We start from the raw sequence: 25,495 nt of genomic DNA, 5'->3' as shown, positions 1-25,495 counted from the left end.
AAAATCGCTAACTTTCGACGCCGGTGGCAGCTTGTGCGGCTATTCGCCCGTTGAATTGGGTCCCTTTGGGATCAGGTTCCAGTGGTCGTAGCAACTGCGGCCTACCACTGACCCGGTCCCTGCGCGCATGCAGGCATCGAAGCGCTGGGCTTCCAGCCGGAGTCGCCGCTGAAGGCGTCCCAGCGGGCAAACAGGCCGTTGTTGGCACCGTTGGGTCCGCTTTGCTGACGGAACCAGTTGCCGGGCATGGAACCGGAGCGCCATACATAACAATTGCTCACGATGGTATTTCCCGGGTTCAGCCAGTGCCCACCCGAGCACGATCCACCCTGCCAGTTAGTGCTTCCCAAGGCATCCATGCAGGTCCGGTAGCCGATGCTGTGCGTCATGCTCCATTCCGTCACGGGCGGCGGCGGGGGCGGCGGGGCCGTTCCCGATTTGGAGGTGACGTTACCTGACGCGGCGCCACAACCACCGGCGTTACAGGCCCGGACATTGAGGGTGTGGGACTGGCTGAAGCCGGACGTTCCGGTGGAGTAGCTCCTAGTTGTTCCATTCGAGGTCCAGGCTGCCCCATTAAGGCTGATCTCGTAGCGGGCGATGCCACTGCCGTTGTTCCCGGGTGCGCTCCAGCTCCAGCTCACGGTCTTTTGCTGGGCCGGAGCAGTGGATCCACTCACGCCGGGCTGGCCCGGAACACCGTAAGGGCTAACCGTTGCGGACGCCGCCGAGGTATCGCTCCTGTCCCCAGCATTTGAGGTTGGTTGCGCGTACACATTGGCATACACATTGGTACCGTTCGGGGAGTTCAAAACTACGCCCGAAGGGACACCACAGCTGAGTCCGCCCGGCGTCAGCTTCACACAGTACTGGACCTCGCTGGTGGCGTAGCCATTGAGCTGGCCTTGAGCCAGTGCAGCATAGCTGACCTTGACCTGCCCGCCGGCTCCGTTGGTCCCCACAAGGGCAATGGTTGGCGCTGCCGGCACGCCAGTGATCTTACCCAAGGCCCGTTGCGGCGCCGACAAGGCACCCCAAGCAGTGGTGCCCGCCTTGTTGGTGGCGCGCACCCGGTACTGATACCCCACCGTGGAGGTGCTCACCGAGAAGGTGGCACTCAAGCCTGTGACTGTCTGGGCGGTGGCAGGCTGCCCACCACCGGAGCGTTCAACCTCGTACTTGGAAATGGGGTCACCGTTGATGAACGGTCGGGCCCAGGAAACACTGACCTGGCTGTTACTACCCACGGCTCGTTGCGTCTGAACAGTGGGAGCACCGGGAACGTTGGGAACACCAGCGGGCACCACCGATGCGGAGTACTTACCCCACTCGGAGGGGTTCGGCGCCTTATTGATGGCCTGCACCCGGAACTGGTATTCGGTTCCATTGCTAAGCCCGCTCCACGTCAAGGAATTGCCCGTGACACCGGCCCGCTGACCGTTCTGCCCGGCAGGTGCCGGAGAGATCTCCACATTGAACTTAGTCACCGCGGAGTAATCGCCCACCGGGGTCACCCAGCGAACCTGAACCGACTTGTCACCAAACACAGTGCTCGGAGCCAACGGTGCGTCCGGCATGCGGTCCGGGGTGGCACCCACGGAAGACGGCGACGGCGGCGAGGTGCCGACGTCGTTCGTGGCAGTGACCTTGAACTTGTATTCCTTGGTGTTGGTCAAATCCTTGATGGTACAGGTGTTGGTCTCACAGTCCTGGCTACCGCCGGTCCACTCCACGGTGTATTTGGTGATGGGTTCGCCATTGTCCGCTGGCGGATCCCACGTCAGCACCACGGCTCGGTCCTTCTCCTCGACCACCTGCGGCTTCGTCGGGGAATCCGGCCGGCCCTTGACGGTGATCTTAATGCGACCGTTGGCGTGCCGGTCCTCATTTTTGGTCTTGTCCTCGATGATGTAGCGAACCACCACCGTGCCCTTGTAATCGTCCTTCGTGTTGACGGTTACCGCATCATCCTGGTGGCTGACGGTGATGCCCTCACTGCTGGTCTCCACCGAGGTTCCCACGACCTTCAGCGGCGTATCCGGGAAAGGATTGACATCGTTTTTCAAAACCTTGATGACTTCCTCGCGGCCGGCATGGGCATCGAGGACAATATCCTCATTGGCCACGGCCAGTGGTTCCGAGGAAGAAACGGCCTTCAGGAGAACATCGGCCGGAACGGGGTCGTTGCTGCCGTCCTCCACCTGCACCTTGATGGTGCCCGTGGCGCCCACCTTGGTATTGCTCTCGAGTGACACGGTTAGCACGGTGCCGTCCATTTTCACCTTGAATCCGGCGGGAGCACCGCCCACCATGGCGTACTTGAACTTGCCCTTATCGCCGGGATCAATGTCGAAGGCGAGGGGTCCGACGTCGAGCGTGACGGTTTCTTGCTGCGGAACATCGAGCATGGAACCGGTGAAGGTAGGCGGAGTGTTCTTCTTCTCTTCTTCCTTGGGGTCTTCCTTCTTCGGCTCGTCCTTCTTGGGCTCGTCCTTGGCCTCGGGCTCCTTGACCGGGGCAGGATCCACCAAGGTCATGACCGTCAGGGTCGATTTGAGGCCCTCGGGATCATCCGGGCCGGAGCCATCTGTCACCTCAAAGGTGATGGAACCGGGGCCGTAGAAGGTGATGTCTGCGGCGTAGTTGATGGCTTCACCATCGCCCACAATGACATCGTCGTTAGCGGCACCTAGGAGAGATATTTTGGAGGCTTCGGTCAAGCGCGGCTTGCGGCCTTCGCGCACCTCGACATAGTCGGAGAGCTTCATGACGGCGCTCTCACCGGCAGTGAGGCGGATGACGTCGTGGCTCTTGAGCACGGGGTACTGCTTATTCAGTCCCGGAACCCAGATCACGGCCGTGGCACTGAGCCCGTCCTGATCCGTTACGGTGTAAGGGATCATTTGATCCTCAGCCGTCAGGACCACACGCACAGCACCTTCGGACGTGATGGAGCTATCGCTTGCGGAGGCACCTGGGGCGGCCTCGAGTGTAACCTTGAGTTCCTCGGTCACGCCGTCGGGGTCTGCATCATTCTCCAGCACCGGGACATCCACGGTGTTCTTGCCCAGCATCTGTTTGACGCTGACCCTGTCATCGCGGGCGATCGGCGCCTTCAAAGGCGCTTCCGGGGTGACTGTCATACGGATGTTGCCGGTGGCCTTGGCACCAAACTTGTCCGCCACGGTGTACATCATGGTGGCGATGCCCGGTTCCAGCGGCGAGGTCACCAGCACCTTGCCCTTGTCCGTGACGGTGGGCAGCATTTCTTCTGGTCCCTTGAAGCCGTCCTTGACCAGGCCCAACAGGCCGCCGTCGGGATCGGAATCGTTGAGCATAACGTCCAAGGAGACCTTGCGCCCGGGACGCATCGTAATGTAATCGTCCTCTGTGACCGGCGGGTGGTTCATGTTCAGCGGCGGGGCCACACCCACATCAACACGGGCAATAGCCTCGGCGCCGAGACGGTCGCGTACACGGTAGCTGAAGGTGTCGGTCCCGGCGGAGTTGCCGCCGGCTGTATAGAAAATGTACCCGTTGCCGGTTTCGGCTGTGCCGAGCATGGGGGCCTTGTCAATGCCCACCAGTTCCACGGAGTCACCGTCAGGGTCAATGCCGTTGAGAGCCACCGGAATCTTGACCTCATCCCCGGCAATCACCCGGCCGGTGAGGTTCTTCGGGGCCGGGGGCAAATTATGCTCAAGATCGGCGGCCACAACGGTGATGGAGACCTGAGCCGAATCGAACTGGCCCGAGCTGTTGGCCACCTTATACACGCCGGTGAACTTTCCCGGGGTCTGACCGGCAATGAAACGCAACTGGTTCTGGTCGGTGAACAGCTTGCCTGCTTCAGCGGCCGGGCTCTCCACAACAACCGGAGATTTCAGCACCTCGCCGTTGGGGTCGGTGTCATTGGCCAAGACGGGGATGCTGACAATGTCACCCACCCGCACCACAGCAGTATCGGGTTCTACGCGCGGCGGCAGGATCTTATCTGCCGCCGGAATGCGAATGATGGCAATCTCGCCCACGGCGCTGCCTTCACCGTTGGAGATGGTGTATTTGATACTCATGGACCCAACCAGGCCACGCACATCGGTGAGTTTGATGACGTTGCGTTCAATGATGGTGGCCGAGACCGGTGCTCCGCCGGGCACGTCCACGGATTGGATGACCAGCACTCCCCCGGCCGGGTCCATGTCATTGCCCAAAACATCCACCAGGACCGAGCCGCCGGCGGGCAACATGGCTAGGTCCTTTACGGCGACAGGGAGCCCGGTAGTGTTTTCCGGAACTACATCCACGCGGATCAGGCCGGTGGCGCTCATGGGCCCGTTGGTGACCTGGTATTCCAGGTACATCTCTCCGGGTATGCTGGCGGTAAAGGTGACAGTGCCGTTGTCGGCAATTCGGGAGATCGTGGCGTTCGGCGCCTTCGACACACTAGCCAGGCGCAGTTTCCCACCGGAAGGATCTTGGTCATTGCGCAGCGGAGCCAGCACGATGGGTTGATCCACTACCGCGCGGAAGAAGTCCGCGTTGGCGACCGGCGGCACCGAACCGGCCGTCTTGACGATGACTTTGATCTTCTTCTCGGTACTGTCAACACCGTCAGAGACCGTGATGGTCATGGTCTTGGTACTGGCTTCTTCGCCGTCGTCTGTGTACTTGAGCTCTCCGTCGGGGCTGGTCTTGATGACGGCACTTTCATCGTCAGAGACGGCGCCCGTCAAGAAGATATCGTCACCGTCGGGGTCGATCCAATCCGTGAGCACGTTCTGGCTCATGGTCTGGCCTAACTCCACCACCATGGGCGATTCACGCATGGGCCTGGGTGCGGAGTTTTCGCTCGGCGGCACAATCCGCACATCCACATTGCCCTTGGCCGTGCCACCGCGGCCGTCATTGACCGTGTAGGTGAAGGGCCCTGCGCCGGCCTTTTCCGTCGGCACATTGATCTGCAGCCCGGTGCCGCCGTAGATGGATTGCACGGCGCCCATGACGGGGTCGACGGCGGGAGGAGCCACCGTGAGCACGTCACCATCCGGATCAGAGTCATTGAACAGGACCGGCAAAATAGTGGTCTTGCCGGCGCGGACACCAAAGGTATCCGGGGCTGCCTCCGGGTCGCGGTTGGGCTTGGTGCGGTCCGGCAAGGTGCTGACCACGTTGGGATCAGCTGATTCCTTCTCGGCGTTATCTGCCTTTTTCAGATCTGTTTTCAGATCGTCCCAGTTGTTCACCAACAGCATGTTCTGGTTGACCAGCCACACGTTGCCGGAGTTGATATCGTTCAGGACCACTACATCGCGGTTCTTGCGGAACACAAATTCGGAGTTCGCCGCGGCCTTGGGAATGTCAACGAGATCTCCCGCACCATTGCAGGCGAGCACGTACTTATTGGCACCTGACCAGGCAGCGTGAACACAACCATTTTGAATCACAGGGGCCACGGCCTTGCCGGTAGTCCCCAGCTGCAGGACCTTCGCGTCTGATCCGTCCAGCGGCGCGGTGATCAGCGCCGTGCCGGTCTCCAACGCCACAAATTTACCCTCAGCCGTGGGCTGTGCGAGTTGTGCACCCTTGGCGTCCGGGATCTTCACGCTCTTGCCATCGGGCAGAAATAAGGTGCCCTTCTCGGCGGAAAACGCTACAGGCTTCCCGCCAGCAACGGTGAGCTGGACATCAGTGGTATCGGACAAGCCCTCAACTTTGACACGGTCTTGGGTGGCGACCTTACCCAGGGTGTTCAGGGTTGTGGTGATGAGTTCACCTGTCTGCGCATCCACGGTAAAAATGGTGTCATTGGGTGCTGTAACAGAGACCGCATTGTGCACACCAGAAAGGATCGGGACAGTGGTTTTATCGCTGAATCCGGGTACTTCCTGGTTGCCCATGGCCCAGACCTTGCCGGTTCCGGCATCGGTGAGCGAGACAATGTTGGTGCCCTGTGAGGTCTGCTTTCCGCCACCGATATTTGTTTCCGAGGCCATGGCCATCATGGGGATGTTGACCGGGTTCAGGAGGCTGCCGCCATCGCCACTCATGAAGACATTGCCAGCATTTTGTACTACCTCAAAGGTGGTGGAGGTGGCGGCGAAACCGCCGTCAAGGACCTTGGACTGATCGTTGAGGTGCCCCACCAAACCGTCAGCACGGTTGGTGACCCAAACGCTGCCGTCGTTGAGGTCTACATCGGCGGTGGTGAAGCCGGGGTAGACAATGGCACCGGTCACTAGAGACGCGGCCACTACAAGCGTTCCGGAGATCCCCAGAACATCCTTCTTACGTAGTGAACGGCCCGTAATCGACTGCAATGCCATGTGCCAAACTCCAAAAGATTAACTGCTATTGGGACTTCAAATGATGCCAAATTGTGGTGCATGAATGGTGACTCAGGCGCCCGGACAGCACCCGGACAAATGACACACCAAGCTATTATACGCCGAATGGACTAACTCACGCCGTGAACATTTAGTGGGTATTCGGTGGGCATCTTCAGCATCCGCTATGGAAGCCACCACGGCAATGGGGAGCACTCCCCTATCAGGAGTACTCCCCATTGCTGGTGGAATAAGCTAGCAGCGCGGAATGCCTGCTGTGCTCGTCCGGTCGGTGGTGTTCACCCGTACATAGGGCCAGTCGCCGTAGCCGCCGGTGGTGATGTGGTACCACGGGTCACCGGAATTCATATTGCCCCAGTACTTCCAGCAGTTCACCTGCACCGGCACATAGGCATTGAGCCACTGTGAGGAACAGGCGGGCGTGCCATTGTTGGTGTAGTGGTCACCGCCGGTGGTCTTTTCCAAACACGACCGCCAAGGTGATGCCTGAACGGTCCAGCTGGTAGGTGGCGGGTTGGATCCGCTGGTCAAGGTCCGCTCAGCTACCGGCCCGTAAGTTCCCACAGAGTTCTTGGCACGAACCTGAATCTTGACCGGTGTGTCGTAACCACCGGTGTTGTGGGTGTCACTGCCATTGCCAGTCTTCGTAGACCAACCACCGCCGCCAACCTTGACCTCAACCGCGGCAGCATCCACAGCCCCACCAGGGAACGCCCATGAATACGTCACATTGTGTGAACCTTGAGCGCCGTTACTACCGCCCACCGACGCTGAGCCTGGGATGCCGTACGGTGTGACGGATCCCGAAGCTGGTGAGGCCTCACCGTTGGAGGACAAGGAACCAGCTGCCGCCTTGGCGTAAACGGTGGCAAAGACCGAGCCGCCGTTGGGTGAAGGCAGGGACGCACCCGAGGCCACACCACACTGCTCTCCGGTAGTGGAAAGCACCACGCAATACGTCACCTCATTGGCTGCATAGCCATTGAGTTGTGCCGCGTTGAGCGCCGCATAGCTCACCGTGACGCGGCCACCGGCAGCGTTTTGGTTGGCGATGGCAATGCTCGGCGCGGACATCCTGGCCACCTTGCCCACCGCGCGTTGCGGTGTGGAAGCAGCGCTGGAGGCACTGTTGCCGGCCTTGTTCGTGGCCACCACAGCGAAGGTATACGGCGCTGTGGAGTTGCCCACGGTGACCGTCCGGCTATTGGTGGTGGGCGTGTACGTCTTCACCCCATCACCGCCCCCGGACTGGGTCAGAGTGTACGAGGTGATGGCGGCGCCGTTGAGGAACGGTTCATTCCACTGCACCGAGATCTGGTTCTGCGAGCCAACGCGCTCTAGCACCTGCACCGTCGGAGCGGCCGGGGCAGCAGGCACACCCGCGGGCACAACTGACTTCGAATACGTACCCCAGTCCGAGGGGTTGGGCGCGTTGTTGATGGCCTGTACCCGGAATTGGTATTCGGTGCCGTTGTTCAGGCCGGGCCACGTCAAGGTGTTCCCGGTGACCCCGCTCTGCTGGGAGTTCTGCCCAGCAGGTGCCGGGGAGATCTCCACATTGAACTTGGTCACGGCGGAGAACGGTCCCACCGGTGTCACCCAGTCCACCGTCACAGCCTTGTCACCAAAGGTGGTGGTGGGTGCTGCTGGCGCATCAGGCTTGCGGTCCGGCGTTGCTTCGACCGACTGCACCGACGCCGCCGAGGTGGCTACGGCGTTGGTGGCCGTCACCGTGAACCTGTACTTCTGAGCGTTTGTCAGATCGGTAATGGTGCAGGTGTTGGTGTCACAGTCTTGGCTGCCGCCAGCCCAGGCCACCGTGTACTTGGTGATGGGAGAACCGTTATCTGCTGGCGGATCCCATTTCAGCAGCACGGCCCCGTCGAGCTCCTCAACCACCTGTGGTTTGCTGGGAGCATCAGGCTTGCCCTTGACGGTGATCTTGATGCGGCCCGTGGCATGGCGTGCCGCGTCCTTGGTCTTGTCTTCCACGGTGTAGCGCACCAGCACGGTGCCCTTGTAGTCGGCGTCGCTGTTGACGGTGACGGCACCGTCGGTGTGCGTGACGGAAATACCTGCGCTACCACTTTCCACCATGGTCTCCACCACGCGCAGCGGCGTATCCGGGAACGGGTTGACGTCGTTACCCAGGACCTCAACGACTTCAGCCCGCCCTGCGTGGGCGTCGAGGACAGTGTCCTCGTTCGCCACGGGCAATGGCAAGGGCGACGACGTCGCCCGCAGCACCACAGCTGCCGTCACCGGTTCATTACTTCCGTCTGAGACGGAGAGCTGCACCGTGGCCTGCTCGCCAACTCGGGTACCGTCCTTTTGCGTTGCCGTCAGCACGGTGCCGGAGAAGTCAATGTCAAAGTTGCCAGGCTTGTTCCCGGACAGTGCGTAGCTGAACTTCTCCTTGTCCCCTGGATCGATATCAAAAGCCATGGGCCCGACGTCGAGGGTGACGGTTTCTTGCTGCGGCACATCCAAGGAAGACCCTGTGAAAGTGGGCGGCGTGTTCTTCTTTTCCTCTTCCTTGGGCCCGGCCACGGCCGGATCCACCAACGTCATGACCGTCAAAGTGGACTTCAGGCCCTCGGGATCATCGGGGCCGGAACCGTCGGTGACCTCAAAGGTGACGGAACCGGGACCGTAGAACTTGATGTCTGCGGCATAGTTGACGCCGGCACCTTCGCCCACAATGACGTTCTCGCTACTGGCGCCCACGAGTGAAATCTTCGACGCTTCGGTGAGCCGCGGGGTCCGACCCTCCCGTACCTGAACGTAGTCGGAGAGCTCCATGACGGCGCTCTCACCGGCGGTGAGGCGGATAATCTCTTTGCTCTTGAGCACCGGGTATTGCTTGTCCAGTCCCGGAACCCAGATGACTGCCGTGGATTTCTGGCCGTCCTGATCCGTGACAGTGTAAGGAACCATCTGATCCAGCGGGCCTAGGTCGATCCGCACGGCACCGTTGCTGGTCACTGACGCGGTCTCCGTGCTGATGCCGTTGACCGATTCAATGCTCAGCTTCAAATCTTCGGTGACACCGTCGGGATCGGCGTCGTTCTCAAGAACCGGCACATCGACGGTGTTCTTACCCAGCATCTGGGCAACGGTGACTCGGTCATCGCGGGCAACGGGGGCCTTCAAGGGCGCATCCGGGGTGACCGTCATGCGAATGTTGCCGGTGGCCGTGGAGCCAAATTTATCTGCCACGGTGTACATCATGGTCGCGATGCCAGTCTCGGCGGGTGAGGTCACCAGGACCTTACCCTTATCGGTCACCGAGGGCTGCATTTCCTCCGGCCCCTTGAAGCCGGCCTCGACCAGGCCCAGCTTGCCGCCGTCGGGGTCGGAGTCGTTGAGCATGACGTCCAGGGAAACCTTGCGCCCCGGACGCATCGTGATGTAATCGTCCTCGGTCACCGGTGGATGGTTCACGGCCTGCACCGGTGCTACACCCACGTCAACGCGGGCCACAGCCTCAGCTCCGAGCCGGTCACGCACCCGGTAGCTGAAGGTGTCGGTGCCGGCCGAGCTGCCGCCAGCTGTGTAGAAGATGTAGCCGTTGCCGGTTTCGGCGGTACCCAGGGCGGGGCCCTTGTCGATGCCGACTAGCTCCACGGAATCGCCCTCGGGATCAATCGCGTTCAGCGGCACGGGGATGCGCACCTGATCCCCGGCAATGACGCGACCGGTCAGGTTCTTCGGTGCCGGCGGAAGATTGTGTTCGGGATCTGCCGCCACAATCGTGATGGTCACCTGCGCCGAATCAAACTGACCCGTGCTGTTGGCGACCTTGTAGACCCCCTGCACCGTCTTGGGTGTGGGCCCGGCAATGAAGCGCAACTGGTTCTGGTCGGTAAACAACTTACCGAATTCGGCATCCGGGCTCTCCACCACGGCCGGAGACTTGAGCACTTCACCGTTCGGGTCGGTGTCGTTAGCCAACACCGGGATGCTGACCACGTCCCCCACCCGCACAATGGCGGTATCCGGTTCCACCCGTGGTGGCATGAGCTTATCCGGGGCAGGGATCCGCACCAGGGAAATTTCACCTGTGGCGCTACCTACTCCGTTGGAGATGGTGTATTTGATGCTGAGCTTGTCTTTGAGTCCGCGCAGATCGGTGATCTTGATAATGCTGCGCTCAACAATGGTTGCCGAAACGGGCGATCCCGCCGGCAGTTCCAACGACTGAATCACCAGGACTCCACCGGCTGGATCTGAGTCATTGCCCAGCACATCCACCAATGCGGAGCCACCCGATGGCAGCATGACCAGGTCCTTGACGGCGATGGGCAGGCCCTGCAAATCCGGTTCCACCACATCGATGCGGATCAGACCGGTGGCGCTCATGGGCCCGTTGGTTACCTGATATTCCAGGTACACCACTCCCACGGTTTCGGACATGAAGGTCACGGTGCCGTTGTCGGCAATGCCGGAGACGGTGGTGTTGGCGGGTCGGGAAACACTGGCGAGACGGAGCGTGCCGCCGGCCGGGTCCTGGTCATTTTTCAACGGGGCCAGCACGACCGGCTGTCCGGCTACGGCACGGATAAAGTCGGCGTTGGCCACGGGTGGCACGCCGCCGGGCGACTTGACGTTGACCTTGAGCTGCTTCTCGGTCGTTTCGCGGCCATCGGAGACGGAAACCGTCATGGTTTTCATCCCGGCCGTTTCACCGTCGTCGGTGTAGCTCATCTCACCGTTGGGGGTGGTCTTGATGACGGCACTTTCATCGTCAGAGACAGCACCGGTCAAGAAGATGTCGTCACCGTCGGGGTCGATCCAGTCCGCCAGCACGTTTTGTTTCATGGTCTGGCCCTGCTCCACGACCAAGGTGGTGCTGCGCATGGTTGTGGGCGGAGAATTTTCGCTCTCCGGCACCACCCGCACATCAACGCTGCCCTTGGCTGTGCCGCCGCGGCCATCCTTCACGTCATATTGGAACGGTCCAGCACCAGTTTTATCTACGGCCACGTTGATCTGCAGCCCGGTCCCGTCGTAGATGGAGTCCACAGTGCCCAGACCAGGTTCGACGGCGGGAGGTTCCACCGTGAGCACGTCGCCGTCCGGATCGGAGTCATTGAACAGGACCGGCAAAATCGTGGTCTTCCCTGCCCGGACGCCAAAGCTGTCCGGGGTAGCAACAGGTGGACGGTTGGGCTTGGTGCGGTCCGGCAAGGTGCTGACCACGTTGGGATCGGCGGAATCCTTGTCGGCGTTGTCAGCCTTTTTCAGATCCGTTTTCAGATCGTCCCAGTTGTTGACCAGCAGCATGTTCTGGTTGACCAGCCACACATTGCCGGAGTTGATGTCGTTCAGGACCACCACATCGCGGTTCTTGCGGAAAACGAATTCTGATTTGGCGGAGGCCTTGGGAATCTCGATCAGTTCCCCTGCGCCGTTGCAGGAGAGTGCGTACTTGTTGGCGCCAGACCAGGCTGCGTGAACGCAGCCGTTTTGAATAACAGGAGCCACTGCCTTGCCGCTGGTTCCCAATTGCAGAACCTTGGCGCTGGAACCATCCAGCGGCTGGGTGAACAGCGCAGTTCCGGTTTCCAACGCTACAAAGTTACCTTCAGCCGTGGGCTGAGCCAGCAACGCACCCTGCGCATCGGGGACGGTGACACTCTTGCCGCCGGGCAAGTAGAGTTTTCCGGAAGCTGCCGAGAACACCACGGGTGATCCGCCAGCAACTGTGACCTGGGCATCCTTGGTCCCAGCCAGCCCCTCAACTGTGGCCCGCTCCTGGGTGGCGACCTTGCCGGCGTCGTCCATGGTTGTGGTGATGAGTTCACCGGCTTCGGAATCCACGGTGAAAATGGTGTCGTTCGGTGCCGTCACGGAGATGGCGCTGCGCAGCTCTTTCAGAATCGGGATGGTTGTCTTCTCGCTGAAGCCGGACACTTCCTGGTTGCCCATGGCCCAGACCTTGCCGGCGCCGGAGTCGGTCAAGGAAATGATCCGGGTACCTAGTGAGGTCTGTTTGCCGCCGCCCAGAGCAGCCTCGGCGGCCATGGCCATCATGGGCACGTTCACCGAACTCAGGATGCTGCCGCCGTCGCCGCTCATGAAAACGTTGCTGCCGTTTTGGATGACGTCGAAGGTGGTGGTGGTTGCTGCGAAGCCGCCATCAAGAACCTTGGACTGGTCATTGAGGTGACCCACCAAGCCCTCAGCACGGTTGGTCACCCAGACGCTACCGTCGTTCAGGTCAACATCGGCGGTGGTGAAGCCGGGGTACACAATGGCGCCCGTGATCACTGCCGCCGCCGCAGCTGCAGCCATGGAAGCCGTGAAGAATCTTTTTTTACTGGCGGTTCTAGAAAACAGATCGCTCAGAGCCATGAAAAACCTTTGCTTATCCCCAACTTGCAAAGTTCGGGTACCAACTAGACAGACCGGCCGCTAGCACACGGAGGCCTCTGCCATAATACCCGGTTGATCCATATGATGGCTTAATTTTCCGGATCTACTGTTTTGGACGAATCCATCCAGTGTTTCGGGGCCAGGCTTTGCAAGCCGGGGTCAGGCTTTGCAAGCCGGGGTCAGGGGTGCTCCAACCAGGCTTGGACGGCGGCGAACGGACCCGCTGGCATGCTCTCTACGCCGCCTTCAGAAAGACGCTGCTAGAGGGCCACGCCGATCCAGATTTTGAATCATTGCTGCAACTGGCTGACCACCATAACGCGCATAACGCGGCCGGGCACACAGCCGAGTCCTACCGCTGGTAGCCGCGAATTGCTGCGGCAGCCGGGACCCGGCGTCGTACGTGTCAGTTTTAGTCGACTACTAAGCCCTTGCCCGTTCCCCGGCTCAGGAGTACCGGCGCAATTTCGCCGAAGCCGCGAACGTTCTCCACCGGCAGCTGGGTGAGTACAAAGCGATCATCGCCGGTCAATGCCGAGGCCGTGACCGAGTCAATCAGTACAGTTCCTGGTTCTGCGAGCGAGGTCAGGCGGGCGGCCAGATTTACGGTTGGACCATAAATATCGCCCAGCCTGGAGAGCACCCGGCCCCACACCATGGCGACGCGGGCTTCCGGAAGGAAATCGTCGGCGGCCATGGCTTCTGCAAGGGCCAGAGAAATCTGGGCGCCAGCCACAGGTGTTTCGCAGTTGAACAGCACTTCGTCACCAATGGTCTTCACCAGACGGCCACCGCCGACGCTGATGATCTCGGCACAGATGTTTTCAAAGCGCTGCACCAGGCGGGCTAGCGTCTTCTCATTCATGCGGCGTGACAAGGAGGTATAGCTGACCAGATCAGCGAAGCCAACGGCGCGGGCCAGGGGCAGCGGTGCGTCGTCCTCATCGCCGTCGCGCCCTAATTCACTGGCGGCCAAGCCCTGCTCAGCACGCACGGCGAGGCGCTGGATGCCGGCGTTAAGCTGGCGACGGTAAGAGTACACCAGCAGTTCTTCCAAAGGGGCGATCAGATTAGGGAGCTCGGAAACAACGGCGCGACGGGCCTCGGCGTCACTGACACCATGCTCCACCACCAAGTCTTCAACCAACGCCTCAATCTGCCAGACGGCCATTCGATCCGTCATCTGACCGATGGAACGGGTAACGGAAATTGCCGTTTCCTCCGTCAAAAGCCCTTCGCGGACCATCGTGACGACTATTTGCAGCGCTTCTTGGTCCCGTTCGGTGAAGGCCACGTCTTCATCACCCAGATTGGGAAAGCCCATGGCGCGCCAAATTTTGCGCGCAGACAGCAATGAAACGCCTACTCCTGCGGCGACATCACGGCGCTTCATGGTCCGTTCGCCACCAAGAAGTTGCGTTTCCAGTGCCTTGGTTTGGTTGTGCGAGGCAGGCGTCAACAACGGCTCGGGTGGATCAGTGGTCTCTTCCAAGCTTGCGCAGCTCCTTTTCGCTCATCCCAACGACCCCAGCGTAGTCCGATTCCCGGAGTGTTTGCTGCATGTACGCCCGAAACTCCTTGGCCCAGAATTGTTGGGCATCTTGGTTGAACTCACTCCAGTACGGTATTTCATTCACCGTCACCACTTTGTCAGAGTGTATGTCCGAGTGAAAAAACAGTTGCAAATCCCCGGAGCCCACCATGCGTTGGCGCCAGTTTTGCACTGGCTGCATTTGATGAATCTGAGCCAGATCAAGAATTTGCAGACGTCTAGATACTAACCCCCTGCGCACCAGCAGACGCTGATTGGTCAAGGTGTAGATGGTCCCGGCCCAGCGCCACACTCGCCTGATTGGATACGCCAACAGCACCAGGGTCACCAGTGCCACCACGCCTAGCACCAAGACATCGCGCCACTGACTTGCGCCAGGAGCCCATTCATAAAATGTGTCGGGTTGTAGTTTTGCCAGCGCAGCCGAGCCCACCATGATGGCCAGCAGTCCCACCGAAATGGGCCACAGCAGAATCCTGGAGTGCGGCCGGCAGCGAATCTCCACCTGTTCCTTTTCCAGCAGAAACTTACGCATAGCCCAGAGCACCGCCCGGGCCAGTCCTGCGCAGGTGCAGCACATCACCGGCGCTGACATTATGTTCCTGGCCGAGGGCATCACGCAACCGCAAACTACCGTCACTGTTCAAATCCACAGCTGTGCCGTAAAGCATGGTCCCGCCGGGCAGTTCAGCCCGCACTTGCTGACCCAACGTGCTCATGAGATCCCGGGCCAACTCCACAGCACTCGCCCCGCCGGACAGCGGCATGTGCGCGTCCCCACCGGCCGCCGCAAAGTCCTGATACAGCTTGGCGAAGTTGTTTAAGTACTCGGGCAGCAACTGGTTTCTGTCGAGCCCGGACGCTGGCACGCCCTCCACCAATAAAGAGGTAGCCCTGTCCGTGGGCAGCTCTGTTTCTTGCAGGCTGACATTGACACCGACCCCAACCACGACGCCGGGACCCATCTCAGTGCCCGAGCTCGCCATCGTTGAGATGGCTGGGGCTGTTGCTGACCTTGCAGGTACCACCTGGGCCAAGATTCCTGCCAGTTTGCGGCCCTTGATCACTACGTCGTTGGGCCATTTCAAAGTGGCATCGACGTCCGTGTGTGTGCGCAACGACTGGCACAGAGCAACTCCGGCAAGGATGGAAAGCCACCCGTAACCCGTGGGAGCAAAGTCCTTGCCGGATCCGCTTGTGAGGCACTGTTCTTCTGGCCAGAGAAGAACACTGGAGATCATGGCAGCGCCGGCGGGAACCTCCCACGCTCTACCCAACCGACCTTTGCCAGCAGGCTGGGCATCGGCAATCAAAACGCTCAAGTCCGGAAAGAATTGTCCAGTATCGGCAGCACCGGCAGCCAGATCGATGTTGGTTGAACCTGCGGAGTCCACCACGTCTACGCGAGCAAATACCCCTTGCGGCTGCATCAACGCAGTCCTTAATAGGGCAGCGTCTAAATTAACGGGATCGATCGGAGCTGCTGACAGCTTCTGGGGTCGACTCTGACCATTCTGCTCAGGGGTTGTTGCGGCGCCGTTCATGGTTCCAATCCTATCGGGCCTAGCAACGGATGAATCCGCCTCTGGGGTGAGAACCGAGTCCCGGTCTGGGCCGAAGCCAAAACTGTGGTCGGGACCTCAGTTCAGCAATGGTTTGAAATCAGCAATGGTTTGAAACGGAGTGGGGGCGGGATAGGAGCCGGCGTTTGAACAGAGATTTGAGCCGCCGAAATTGCGTAGTCCAATTGTGTTGTTTCCTCCACAGGGGGTGCAGGTGGTTTGTTGTACCCAGAGTCCGTCCTAGGAAACTTCGATGTCAGTGGTCCCCACTAGAATATTTATATGAACACAACGGCGGGGAAGCCGGTTGAACCAGCTCCCCTTTCCCTGCTGCACCGCCGTGGGCTGTCGACCCGAATCAAACAAAACTCCGCAACAACTTCCATCACGGTCTCCAAAAACCACGGTGACGACAAACTAGGCCAAATGGTAAGAACTGGGCCAAACGCCAGATACTTTTCGGACGACTTTGTAGGGTTCCTACACATGCAGGGGTCCATATCGTTATTAGACTGTCAGTAGAGTTTTCCCTTTTGTGCGGTTCCTATGAAGAGCTGCAAGTATCCACACTATTGATCCGGAGTGTCAATGAGCCACGATCTATCGACAACAGCAGGCAAAATTGCCGATTTCCGTGACCGGATGGCTCAGGCTGCGATTCCTTCTGGCGAGGCTGCCGTTGAGAAGCAGCATGCGAAGGGACGCAATACGGCCCGCGAACGCATCGACCTGCTGGTGGATCCGGATTCTTTCGTGGAGTTTGATGCACTGGCCGTGCACCGCTCCACAGCATTTGGTATGGAGAAGAAGAAGCCTCTGGGAGACGGCGTGGTCTCCGGTTACGGCACGGTAGATGGCCGCTTGGTCGCCGTCTACAGCCAAGATTTCAGCGTTTACGGTGGCTCACTGAGCCAGGTAAACGGCGAAAAGATTGTCAAAGTCCAGGAATTCGCACTACGCAACGGTTGCCCGGTTGTCGGAATCAACGACGGCGGCGGCGCCCGCATCCAGGAAGGCGTGGCCTCCCTGGCCATGTTTGCCGATATCTTCCGCAACAACGTTCACGCATCAGGGGTAGTTCCGCAGATCTCGCTCATCATGGGCCCGTGCGCCGGCGGCGCCGCCTACTCCCCCGCGCTGACCGATTATGTGGTCATGGTGGACAAGACCAGCCACATGTTCATCACCGGTCCGGACGTCATCAAGACGGTCACGGGTGAAGACGTGGACATGGAAACCCTGGGTGGCGCCCGCCAACACAACACCACCACCGGAACTTCCACGTACTTGGCCACAGATGAAGCAGACGCCATTGAGTTTGTCCGCGAACTGCTCGACTTCCTGCCCTCCAACAACTTGGCCGAGGCGCCCGTCACCGAGCATGAGCAAGAGTTGGAACTCGACGACGCCGACCTCGCCTTGGACACTCTGATCCCTGACTCGGCCAACCACCCGTACAACATGCGTGCCGTCATCGAGCAAATCCTCGACGACGAGCATTTCTTGGAGATGCAGGCCCTGTACGCCCCCAACGTCATGATCGGCTACGGCCGCATTGAGGGCCACACGGTGGGCATCGTCGCCAATCAGCCCATGCAATTTGCTGGCACCTTGGACATCAACGCATCCGAAAAGGCTGCCCGTTTTGTCCGCAACTGCGACGCCTTCAACATCCCCATCATCACTTTGGTCGATGTCCCCGGCTTCCTGCCGGGCAAGGATCAGGAATTCCAGGGCATCATCCGCCGCGGCGCCAAGTTGCTCTACGCCTACGCTGAAGCAACTGTGCCGAAGCTGACGGTCATCACCCGAAAGGCTTACGGCGGAGCGTACATCGTAATGGGCTCCAAGAAGCTCGGCGCGGATTTGAACCTCGCCTGGCCCACCGCCCAGATCGGCGTCATGGGCGCCCAGGGCGCGGTCAATATCCTGTACCGCCGCGATCTTGCGGCAGTGGATGCCGAGGGTGGCGACGTTGAGGCCCGCCGTGCCGAGATTGTCCGGGACTACGAAGATGAACTTCTCAACCCGTACCAGGCTGCTGAATTGGGCTATGTGGACGCCGTGATTGCGCCGTCCGATACCCGTATCCAGCTCATCAAGGGTCTGCGTGCCCTGCGCGATAAGCGTGCCAGCTTGCCTGCCAAGAAGCATGGGAATATTCCGCTGTGACAAGCAAAGACCCAGGCAGCCCCGAGAACGCCCCGTTGCTCACGGTAACCCGGGGCAACCCCAGCGCCGAAGAACTAGCCGCGGTGACCGCCGTCGTGCTTGCCTTGCAAACTGGTCAGGACGAGAACGAAGGCGCCGCAACCCCCGCACGGCCGTGGGCTAGGCGAGCGCAACTGCATCTGCCGCCCAAGCCGGGCGCCGGATCATGGCGGCGCTCCAACCGCTAACCGTTGGGCTCTCATTCTTGGTGCCACGATTCGATTCCACGACTGAGACACACGTAACAATGGCAATTTCTTGGCGTAATAAAGGGAAACACTAATTTCCTGATGCTATTGTGCCGCCTTTACCGTTGGTTCATGACTTCCACAGTAAGCACCCCAAAGGTGTCGCAGTTGCCCAAATGGGCCAGCTCCTTCGGCGTCCAGATCATAGCTGCCCTTATTATTGGCCTCGTTCTGGGGCTGATTGCCCGTCAGCTCGGCGGGGACCCCAAAACAGACCCCAACGGTCTGGTCACCACATTGGGCACCATCGGCTCCAGCTACATCTCGGTTCTGAAGGCCGCGGTGGTGCCATTGATCTTCACGGCTGTGGTGTCCTCGATCGCCAACCTGCGCGAAGTGACCAACGCTGCGCGTCTAGCATGGAACACGTTGCTCTGGTTCGCTATCACCTCGTTGATCGCGGTAACCGTGGGCATTGTTCTGGGCGTCCTATTCCAGTTCCAGTCCGGAGCAGGCTCCGTTGATTCAGCTGAGGAGTACACCGGCAAGACCGGCGACTGGTGGGCGTTTTTGATCGGCTTGTTCCCCTCCAACTTCCTAGGCCTGAGCGCCTCCACCAAGGCCTCTGATTCCGGCGCCCTCTCTACCAGCGTCAGCTTCAATGTCCTGCAGATCCTGGTTATTGCGATCGTGATCGGTATTGCTGCTCTGAAGGTTGGCAAGGCGGCCGATCCGTTCCTGAAGCTCAACGGCTCAGCACTTGCCGTCATCCAGAAGGTGCTGTGGTGGATCATCCGCTTGGCTCCGATCGGTACCGTTGGCCTGATCGGTAACGCTGTAGCAACTTACGGCTGGACCACCATTGGTTCCCTGGGTAAGTTCACCGTGGCCATTTACGTTGGCTTGGCCCTCATCATGTTTGTGGTCTACCCCGTCCTCATCAAGAGCCATGGGCTGTCCATCAAGCAGTACTTCTCCGGTGTGTGGCCTGCCGTTCAGTTGGCGTTCGTATCCCGCTCCTCGATCGGCACCTTGCCGCTGACGCAGCGCGTGACCGAGCGCAACTTGGGAGTTCCCCGCGCCTACGCTTCCTTCGCTGTGCCGCTGGGCGCCACCACCAAGATGGACGGTTGCGCCGCGATCTACCCGGCCATTGCAGCCGTTTTCGTGGCTCAGTTCTTCGGCATGGAATTAAACCTGAGCCAGTACCTGCTCATCGTCCTCGTTTCAGTTCTTGGTTCTGCAGCCACGGCCGGCACAACCGGTGGCGTCGTGATGCTCACCCTGACACTGTCAACCATTGGCCTGCCGCTTGCCGGCGTGGGACTCTTGCTGGCCGTCGATCCGATCGTGGACATGGGCCGCACCGCCTTGAACGTAGCCGGTCAGGCACTGGTTCCCACCATTGTTTCCAAGCGTCAGGGCATCCTGGACGAGGACCTCTACAACGCGCCCCGCAACGGCAACCCATTCGCTGACGACTCCGCTGATCTGTTGGCAGAACTGAATGCGTCCGACGGCGAAGGCGACGGCGCAATTGACCCGAAGCGGGAACCGGCCAACGCTTAAGTCTCCACCGCACCAACACTGCTGGGTGCGCAATCACAAAATTCCCGTCAGGGCATGGTCACCGGACCACTGCCCTGACGGGTTTTTGCGTTGCGTGCCGGCTTCTCTTCCGGAATCCAGCACAGACTCCAGCACGGAACCCGCCGAGGAATCTACCCGAAAACCGCGGAGCCGACACAGTAAGATTCCTTACGATACGAGTTTCCCGAAGTGAACTAAGGACTAGAAATGATCATCGTCACCACCAACGATCTGCCCGGCTACAAGATTGATGCGGTATTCGGCGAGGTCATGGGCCTCACCGTTCGCTCCCGCCACGTCGGCGCCCAGTTCACCGCTAGTTTCCGCTCATTGGGCGGTGGCGAGCTCCCGGAGATGACCCAAGCCCTGTATGAGAGCCGCCAGGAAGTGGTGGCCCGCATGGTCACCGAGGCTCAGCAAAAGGGCGCCAACGCCATCATCGCCACCCGCTTCGATACCTCGGAAATGGGCGGGACCTGGACCGAGGTGTGCGTGTACGGCACCGCTGTCTACGCGATCCCCCTCGGCGAAGGCCAGCCCGGAGCCACTGGCCAGTCGATCTACCTCGCGCAGAACCCCCAGCGCTAGGAATCCAGCTGAGGATCCTGCCGGGCCAGGACCCATCCTGGCGGACCGGGCCTACGCCTGCCCATAGCGGGCACCCGGTCCGCCCCGCACCCCAGAAGTAGAATTTGCACATCGTGCAAACTTGCACTTAGTGTAGTCATGTGAGTATTTCCTTGCCTTCGCCAGAGCCCAACGCACCTCAAGACCCGCTGTCCCGACGCGAGCTGAACAAGGCTGCCACCCACGAGGCCATCGCCTCCGCAGCCCTGAATTTCCTGCGAAATCAGGAGATGAATTCATTCACGGTCGACGACGTCGCTGCCGCCGCCGGCGTTTCCCGGCGCACCTTTTTCAACTACTTCTCCTCCGTTGAAGCTGCCGTCACCAGCTACACGCAGCGCTATCTGGACACGGTGATCACAGAATTTAAGGCCCGTCCTGCGCAGGAGTCGATTCTAGAAGCAGCGCAAGCCGCGCTGTCCGCCGTCGGCAATACAGCTGACTTGGCGATACTCGCCGAAACGGTCTCCCTCACCCAGGATCCGCACCTGGAGCGTTTTCAATTACAGGCGTGGGATGAATGCACCACAAAAATTGCTGACGTCGCCCGCGACCGGCTCCCCCCAGATACCTCCGAGCTCTACATCTTGGCGTTAGTGGGTGCGATTATGGGCAGTTGCCGGGCCGCTGTGCAAATCTGGTGCCAGGAATTCGGCGCCGATACCTCGGAGCCGTCTCTGGCGAAATTGCGCAAACATCTGGACGCCACCATTTCCTTGCTCCGAAACGGTTTTTAGTTTTCATACCCGATTGCGCCCTGCCCGCGCATTCACACACAGACTTATACACAGATTCACACACAGATTCATACACAGAATGGATTCACCATGGCCCTTTGGCTCTATAAACTGGGACGCTTTGCCGCCCGCCGCGCCTGGCTGGTGATCGTATCCTGGGCTGTCCTCATTGGTTTGGTGGGTGGCGCCGCGGCACTGTTCATGGGCCCCATGTCCAACAGCTTCCAGATCCCGGGCACTGAGACTCAGCAGATGGCGGACAAGCTTGCGGCCGAGTTGCCCGAAGCTTCCGGTGGGACCGGCTCTGTGGTGTTCACCAGCACCAATGGCGAACCGTTCACGGCCGCCCAGACTAAGGACATCTCGGCTGCACTTGCCACAGTGACCACCGTTCCCACCGTCAGGGGCGTCATTGATCCGTTCGTGACCACCGCGACCCAAAAGGACGGCGCCACCCAGCTGGCCGAAGGCGCCAAGGCGCTGGTGGCCGGAGAAGCTGAAGCCGCTGCCGGCAAGACTGCACTGGAGGCTTCCGCCAAGGAGCTGGCAGCCGCCAAGGCCCAGTTGGATGCGGGCCAGGCCCAACTTGACGCCCAGAAGGCGCAGTTGGCAGGCGCGCCCGAGGCCGCACTGGCTCCCCTTGAGGCTGCGCAGGCGCAACTTGATGCCCAAAAGGCCGCATGGCAAGCGGGCCAGGACCAGTTTGATGCCGGCAAGGCCAAGTTCGACGCCGGTCAGGCCACCTTGGCTGCCAAGAAGGCAGAACTCGAAGCCGGTCAGCGCACCTCTGATGCAGCCGCTGGTTTGCTCTTTGTCTCGGAGAACAACAAGGCAGCCATTGGCCAGATTCAGTTCAGCGAGTCGATGAACGCCGTGACTCCGGCCAACCGTCAGTTGGTTCAGGACAAGCTGAACACCCTGGAGTCCAGCGGTGTCACGGTTTCCTACAGCAAGGACATCGTCGAAGACATCTCTGAAGTATTTGGCGCTGCTGAGGTGATTGGCGTCGCCGTTGCCGCCGCTGTCTTGTTGATCATGTTGGGCACCTTTGTGGCCGCAGGCCTGCCACTGCTCATGGCTCTTGTTGGTGTTGGTGTGGGCGTGGGCGGAACCATGGCGCTGACCAGCGTGATTGAAATGTCCTCCGTCTCCCCCATGCTCGCCTTGATGCTGGGCCTGGCAGTCGGTATTGACTACTCGCTGTTCATCGTCAACCGGCACCGCCAGCAATTGCTTGCCGGTATGTCGCTGCGTGAATCCATCGCCAAGGCCATCGGCACCTCCGGTAATGCCGTGACCTTCGCAGGGTTGACGGTTGTTATTGCGCTGGCAGCACTCACCGTGAGCGGGATTCCCTTCCTGGCCATCATGGGTCTGTCCGCTGCGGCAACAGTTGCTTTCGCAGTCCTTGTTGCCCTGACGCTAACCCCGGCCTTGCTGTCTCTCATTGGCACCAAGATCATCTCCAAGCGTGCGTGGGCCAAGAACACGGCAGCCACCACGGCTCATGACGCCACCCTTGCCGGCCTGAACAATGCCGAAAAGGCCGCTGCCGACGACGCCGCTGACGTTGCTCGCAGTGCCCGCGGTTGGGGCGCGCTCGTCACCAAGCACCCGGTTGTTGCACTCGCTGCTGCGGTCATTGCGCTGGTTATCATCGCCATCCCGGCTACCGGGCTGCGTCTGGCATTGCCCGACGGCGGTTCCGAACCTGTCGATTCCAGCGCCTTCCAAGCGTATTCCCTCACTGGAAAGAACTTCGGTGAAGGCATGAACGGACCCATCATTGTGGTTGGTTCGCTGCCTGCCGGTCTGGATAAGGCCAGCGCCACAGAACTGAATCTGGATGTGGCCGATCAGCTGCGCGAGGTCACCAATGTGAAAGCGGCCGTTCCGGTCATGCTGAGCGAAGATTTGCGCACCTCCGTGTACCAGGTCATTCCAACCGAGGGACCAGCCAGCGAAAGCACGGTCCAGGTCATTCATGATCTACGAAGCGAAGGCTCAGTCATCGCCTCGGATCTCGATGTCACCATCGGATTGACGGGCCAGACGGCTGCCAACGTCGATGTCTCAGAGAAGCTGGGAGCGGCGCTGCCGCCCTACCTGGCCATCGTCGTCGGACTTTCCTTGATCCTGTTGATCCTGGTGTTCCGCTCTATTCTGGTGCCGCTGCTGGCAACTGCAGGATTCCTGCTCTCGCTGGTTGCCGCGTTTGGTGGCGTGGTGGCCGTGTACCAGTGGGGTTGGCTCGGCGGCATCTTTGGTGTGGAGAATCCTGCTGCGGTGCTCAGCTTCCTGCCGATCCTTTTGATTGGTGTGCTGTTCGGGCTCGCCATGGATTACCAGGTATTCATTGCCTCGGGGATGCGTGAGGCCTACGCCCACGGTCAGAATGCCAAGCAGGCTGTGCGCACCGGGTTCAAGCATGCCGCTCCCGTGGTCACGGCGGCCGCGATCATCATGATCAGCGTGTTCTCCGGCTTCATCTTCAGCCACCTGACCATGGTGCGCCCCCTTGGTTTCGCACTGGCGTTTGGTGTTCTGGTCGATGCCTTTGTGGTGCGCATGACCATTGTTCCGGCGGCCATGCATCTGATGGGCAAGTCGGCCTGGTGGCTCCCGGCGTGGCTGGATAAGTTCCTGCCCGATGTTGACGTGGAAGGCGCCAAGCTGAGCCAAATGACGGTCCCGGACGATGCGTCCTCACTTGACGGCGAGTCTGAACTTGAGGGCGAGTCTGAACTTGAAGACCAGCCGGAGTCGGCCCGCTAAGAACCGGCATCCCGGATGGGCCTCCCGGAAGGACATCCCGAACGGGCAGAACGGGCAGTCACGGACGCAGAATCAACCAAGACTCTGCGTCCGCGGCTGCCCGTTCTTGCGTCACCGAGGGTGCATTATGCTTGTGAGTCACAGCACATGTAGCTCTTGTTAGCGACCACCCCGCCCAGCCTCAATCAAAACCGTAGATTCTTGGAGAAAACATGCCCCCTGAGCATCCACTCCTTGAGAGCCTGCCGGCCATGCGACCGTTGGTACGTGAATCGTGGCAGCGGTCTTTGGACGCCTTGGCCACGCCCGCCGGACTTACCCCGCCCGTGGTCTGGGAGAGCCGAGAACTGCAAGATTTCCGCCGCGAGCATCCCTTGGCCGCCATTATGCCTGTCATCACGAAACTGCTGGTGGAGCCCAGCCACGACACCGGATTGTTGATTGCCGTTGGCGACGAGCACGGTCGTCTGCTGTGGGTGGAGGGCGAATCGGCAGCCCGCCGCAACGGTGAGAACATTAATTTCGCCACGGGAGCCGACTGGTCTGAACCGGTGGCGGGCACCAGCGCTCCCGGAACCGCATTGGTGTTGGGCAAGAGTGTGCAAATTACCGGCGATGAACATTTCAATCCGGCTGTCCACTCGTGGAGTTGCACAGCTGTGCCGCTACACGATCCGGATTCCGGAGCCGTCCTGGGGGTCGTGGACATCACCGGTGGTGCGGAAGCTGTGGGCGCCAACACGCTCTCGTTGGTGATGGCATCGGTGGCTGCGGCGGAGGCTCAGCTGCGGATCGAACGCTTGGAGCGCCGAGCGGAGCAGGAGCGCCGCAGGTGGATGACGCCGAGAACCACCACCAAAGCCCCGGCAACCAACACCGCCACCAACAGCCAGCCCACGTCGAAAAAGCCACTGTACCGCGACAGTCTGCAAATCCTGGGTCGCGATCAGGGCCTGCTGCACGTGGCGGGGCAAGCTGTGACGCTGAGCGAACGACACACCGAAATCCTGGCCATGCTGGCACTGCATCCCGAGGGTCTCAGCGCTGAGGAGCTCACCGACAAGGTTTACCCTGAGGGCACCTCGCTGACCAGTATTCGGGCCGAGATGGTGCGCCTGCGCAAGCTGCTGCAGAGGGCTGCCCCTACTCTGGTCCCGGAATCACGGCCCTACCGGCTCCCCAGCCCGCTGGTGGTGGACGCCGAACAGGTCCGCAATTATCTGGACCGCGGCGCACACCGGCTGGCCCTGAACATCTACCGCGGCGAGGTCATGCCCCGCTCGGTGGCCCCGGCCATCGAGACCATCCGCAACCGTGTGTCGGTGCAATTGCGGGAGGCCATTCTTGCCGATGCCAGTCCCGAGGCGTTGTTGGGTTACCTGCAGCTGCCCCAAGCCGCGGACGACGTCGAAGCTTGGCTCACAGCCCTGCGCCTGCTGCCGCCTCGCTCCCCAAAGCGCGCCGCGATTGTGGCTCACCTGGAGGCGCTGGAAGGTTAGCGTCAGCGGCGGTGGGCAGGAAACGGTGGGCA

The 25,495-nt window shown here is 60.5% G+C and carries 13 protein-coding genes; 8 read left to right on the top strand and 5 right to left on the bottom strand.

Features of this window, described 5'->3' with window-relative positions:
• Positions 1 to 101: 101 nt before the first annotated feature.
• Both AB0O97_RS00195 and AB0O97_RS00190 read right to left on the bottom strand, forming a co-directional pair.
• Entirely contained in the window at positions 102 to 6,323 is a 6,222-nt protein-coding gene (locus tag AB0O97_RS00195; RefSeq protein WP_363878612.1) for an Ig-like domain-containing protein, read from the bottom strand.
• 255 nt (positions 6,324 to 6,578) lie between these two features.
• On the bottom strand, positions 6,579 to 12,701 hold the full coding sequence (locus tag AB0O97_RS00190; RefSeq protein WP_363878609.1) for an Ig-like domain-containing protein: 6,123 nt from the start codon (positions 12,699 to 12,701) through the stop codon (positions 6,579 to 6,581).
• A gap of 206 nt (positions 12,702 to 12,907) precedes the next feature.
• Between AB0O97_RS00190 and AB0O97_RS00185 the strand changes: the two genes are divergently transcribed.
• Complete coding sequence (locus tag AB0O97_RS00185; RefSeq protein WP_363878606.1) at positions 12,908 to 13,087, top strand: hypothetical protein; 180 nt, start codon at positions 12,908 to 12,910, stop codon at positions 13,085 to 13,087.
• 47 nt (positions 13,088 to 13,134) lie between these two features.
• On the opposite strand, the gene AB0O97_RS00180 is transcribed toward AB0O97_RS00185, so the two are convergent.
• From AB0O97_RS00180 to AB0O97_RS00170, 3 genes are all read right to left on the bottom strand, one after another.
• Positions 13,135 to 14,214, bottom strand: a complete 1,080-nt coding sequence (locus AB0O97_RS00180) for an adenylate/guanylate cyclase domain-containing protein (protein WP_363836701.1) — start codon at positions 14,212 to 14,214, stop codon at positions 13,135 to 13,137.
• Entirely contained in the window at positions 14,198 to 14,728 is a 531-nt protein-coding gene (locus AB0O97_RS00175) for a PH domain-containing protein (RefSeq protein ID WP_363878603.1), read from the bottom strand. Before AB0O97_RS00175 ends, AB0O97_RS00180 begins: the two co-directional genes overlap by 17 nt.
• Before the next feature lie 73 nt (positions 14,729 to 14,801).
• Complete coding sequence (locus AB0O97_RS00170) at positions 14,802 to 15,704, bottom strand: biotin--[acetyl-CoA-carboxylase] ligase (RefSeq protein ID WP_363878599.1); 903 nt, start codon at positions 15,702 to 15,704, stop codon at positions 14,802 to 14,804.
• Positions 15,705 to 16,424: 720 nt separating this feature from the next.
• On the opposite strand from AB0O97_RS00170, the gene AB0O97_RS00165 reads away from it, so the two are divergent.
• The 7 genes from AB0O97_RS00165 (at position 16,425) to AB0O97_RS00135 (ending at position 25,463) form a co-directional block, all read left to right on the top strand.
• Complete coding sequence (locus AB0O97_RS00165) at positions 16,425 to 18,008, top strand: acyl-CoA carboxylase subunit beta (protein WP_363878596.1); 1,584 nt, start codon at positions 16,425 to 16,427, stop codon at positions 18,006 to 18,008.
• Positions 18,005 to 18,235, top strand: a complete 231-nt coding sequence (locus tag AB0O97_RS00160) for an acyl-CoA carboxylase subunit epsilon (protein ID WP_363878594.1) — start codon at positions 18,005 to 18,007, stop codon at positions 18,233 to 18,235. Before AB0O97_RS00165 ends, AB0O97_RS00160 begins: the two co-directional genes overlap by 4 nt.
• 132 nt (positions 18,236 to 18,367) lie before the next feature.
• Positions 18,368 to 19,804 (top strand): dicarboxylate/amino acid:cation symporter, encoded by a 1,437-nt coding sequence (locus AB0O97_RS00155; RefSeq protein WP_363878592.1) that lies wholly within the window; start codon positions 18,368 to 18,370, stop codon positions 19,802 to 19,804.
• Between the two features lie 228 nt (positions 19,805 to 20,032).
• A complete protein-coding gene (locus AB0O97_RS00150) occupies positions 20,033 to 20,413 on the top strand; it encodes a YbjQ family protein (RefSeq protein WP_363878589.1) in 381 nt (126 codons plus the stop codon).
• A 140-nt stretch (positions 20,414 to 20,553) separates the two neighbouring features.
• Positions 20,554 to 21,189 (top strand): TetR/AcrR family transcriptional regulator, encoded by a 636-nt coding sequence (locus tag AB0O97_RS00145; protein ID WP_363878586.1) that lies wholly within the window; start codon positions 20,554 to 20,556, stop codon positions 21,187 to 21,189.
• Between the two features lie 90 nt (positions 21,190 to 21,279).
• Positions 21,280 to 23,964 (top strand): MMPL family transporter, encoded by a 2,685-nt coding sequence (locus tag AB0O97_RS00140; protein ID WP_363878583.1) that lies wholly within the window; start codon positions 21,280 to 21,282, stop codon positions 23,962 to 23,964.
• Positions 23,965 to 24,176: 212 nt separating this feature from the next.
• Positions 24,177 to 25,463 (top strand): transcriptional regulator, encoded by a 1,287-nt coding sequence (locus AB0O97_RS00135; RefSeq protein WP_363878580.1) that lies wholly within the window; start codon positions 24,177 to 24,179, stop codon positions 25,461 to 25,463.
• The last annotated feature ends 32 nt before the right edge of the window (positions 25,464 to 25,495 follow it).

The organism is Specibacter sp. NPDC078692, from assembly GCF_040686835.1.
Classification (GTDB): Bacteria; Actinomycetota; Actinomycetes; order Actinomycetales; family Micrococcaceae; genus Specibacter.
The sequence above is the reverse complement of the archived record's forward strand: the minus strand, read 5'-3'. Positions and strand labels throughout refer to the sequence as shown.

What these genes read in the sequence shown, in the direction of transcription:
- AB0O97_RS00195 (WP_363878612.1), bottom strand. Translation starts at nt 6,323, where the DNA reads ATGGCATTGCAGTCGATTACGGGCCGTTCACTACGTAAGAAGGATGTT.
- AB0O97_RS00190 (WP_363878609.1), bottom strand. Translation starts at nt 12,701, where the DNA reads ATGGCTCTGAGCGATCTGTTTTCTAGAACCGCCAGTAAAAAAAGATTC.
- AB0O97_RS00170 (WP_363878599.1), bottom strand. Translation starts at nt 15,704, where the DNA reads ATGCAGCCGCAAGGGGTATTTGCTCGCGTAGACGTGGTGGACTCCGCA.
- AB0O97_RS00165 (WP_363878596.1), top strand. Translation starts at nt 16,425, where the DNA reads ATGAGCCACGATCTATCGACAACAGCAGGCAAAATTGCCGATTTCCGT.
- AB0O97_RS00155 (WP_363878592.1), top strand. Translation starts at nt 18,368, where the DNA reads ATGACTTCCACAGTAAGCACCCCAAAGGTGTCGCAGTTGCCCAAATGG.
- AB0O97_RS00150 (WP_363878589.1), top strand. Translation starts at nt 20,033, where the DNA reads ATGATCATCGTCACCACCAACGATCTGCCCGGCTACAAGATTGATGCG.
- AB0O97_RS00140 (WP_363878583.1), top strand. Translation starts at nt 21,280, where the DNA reads ATGGCCCTTTGGCTCTATAAACTGGGACGCTTTGCCGCCCGCCGCGCC.
- AB0O97_RS00135 (WP_363878580.1), top strand. Translation starts at nt 24,177, where the DNA reads ATGCCCCCTGAGCATCCACTCCTTGAGAGCCTGCCGGCCATGCGACCG.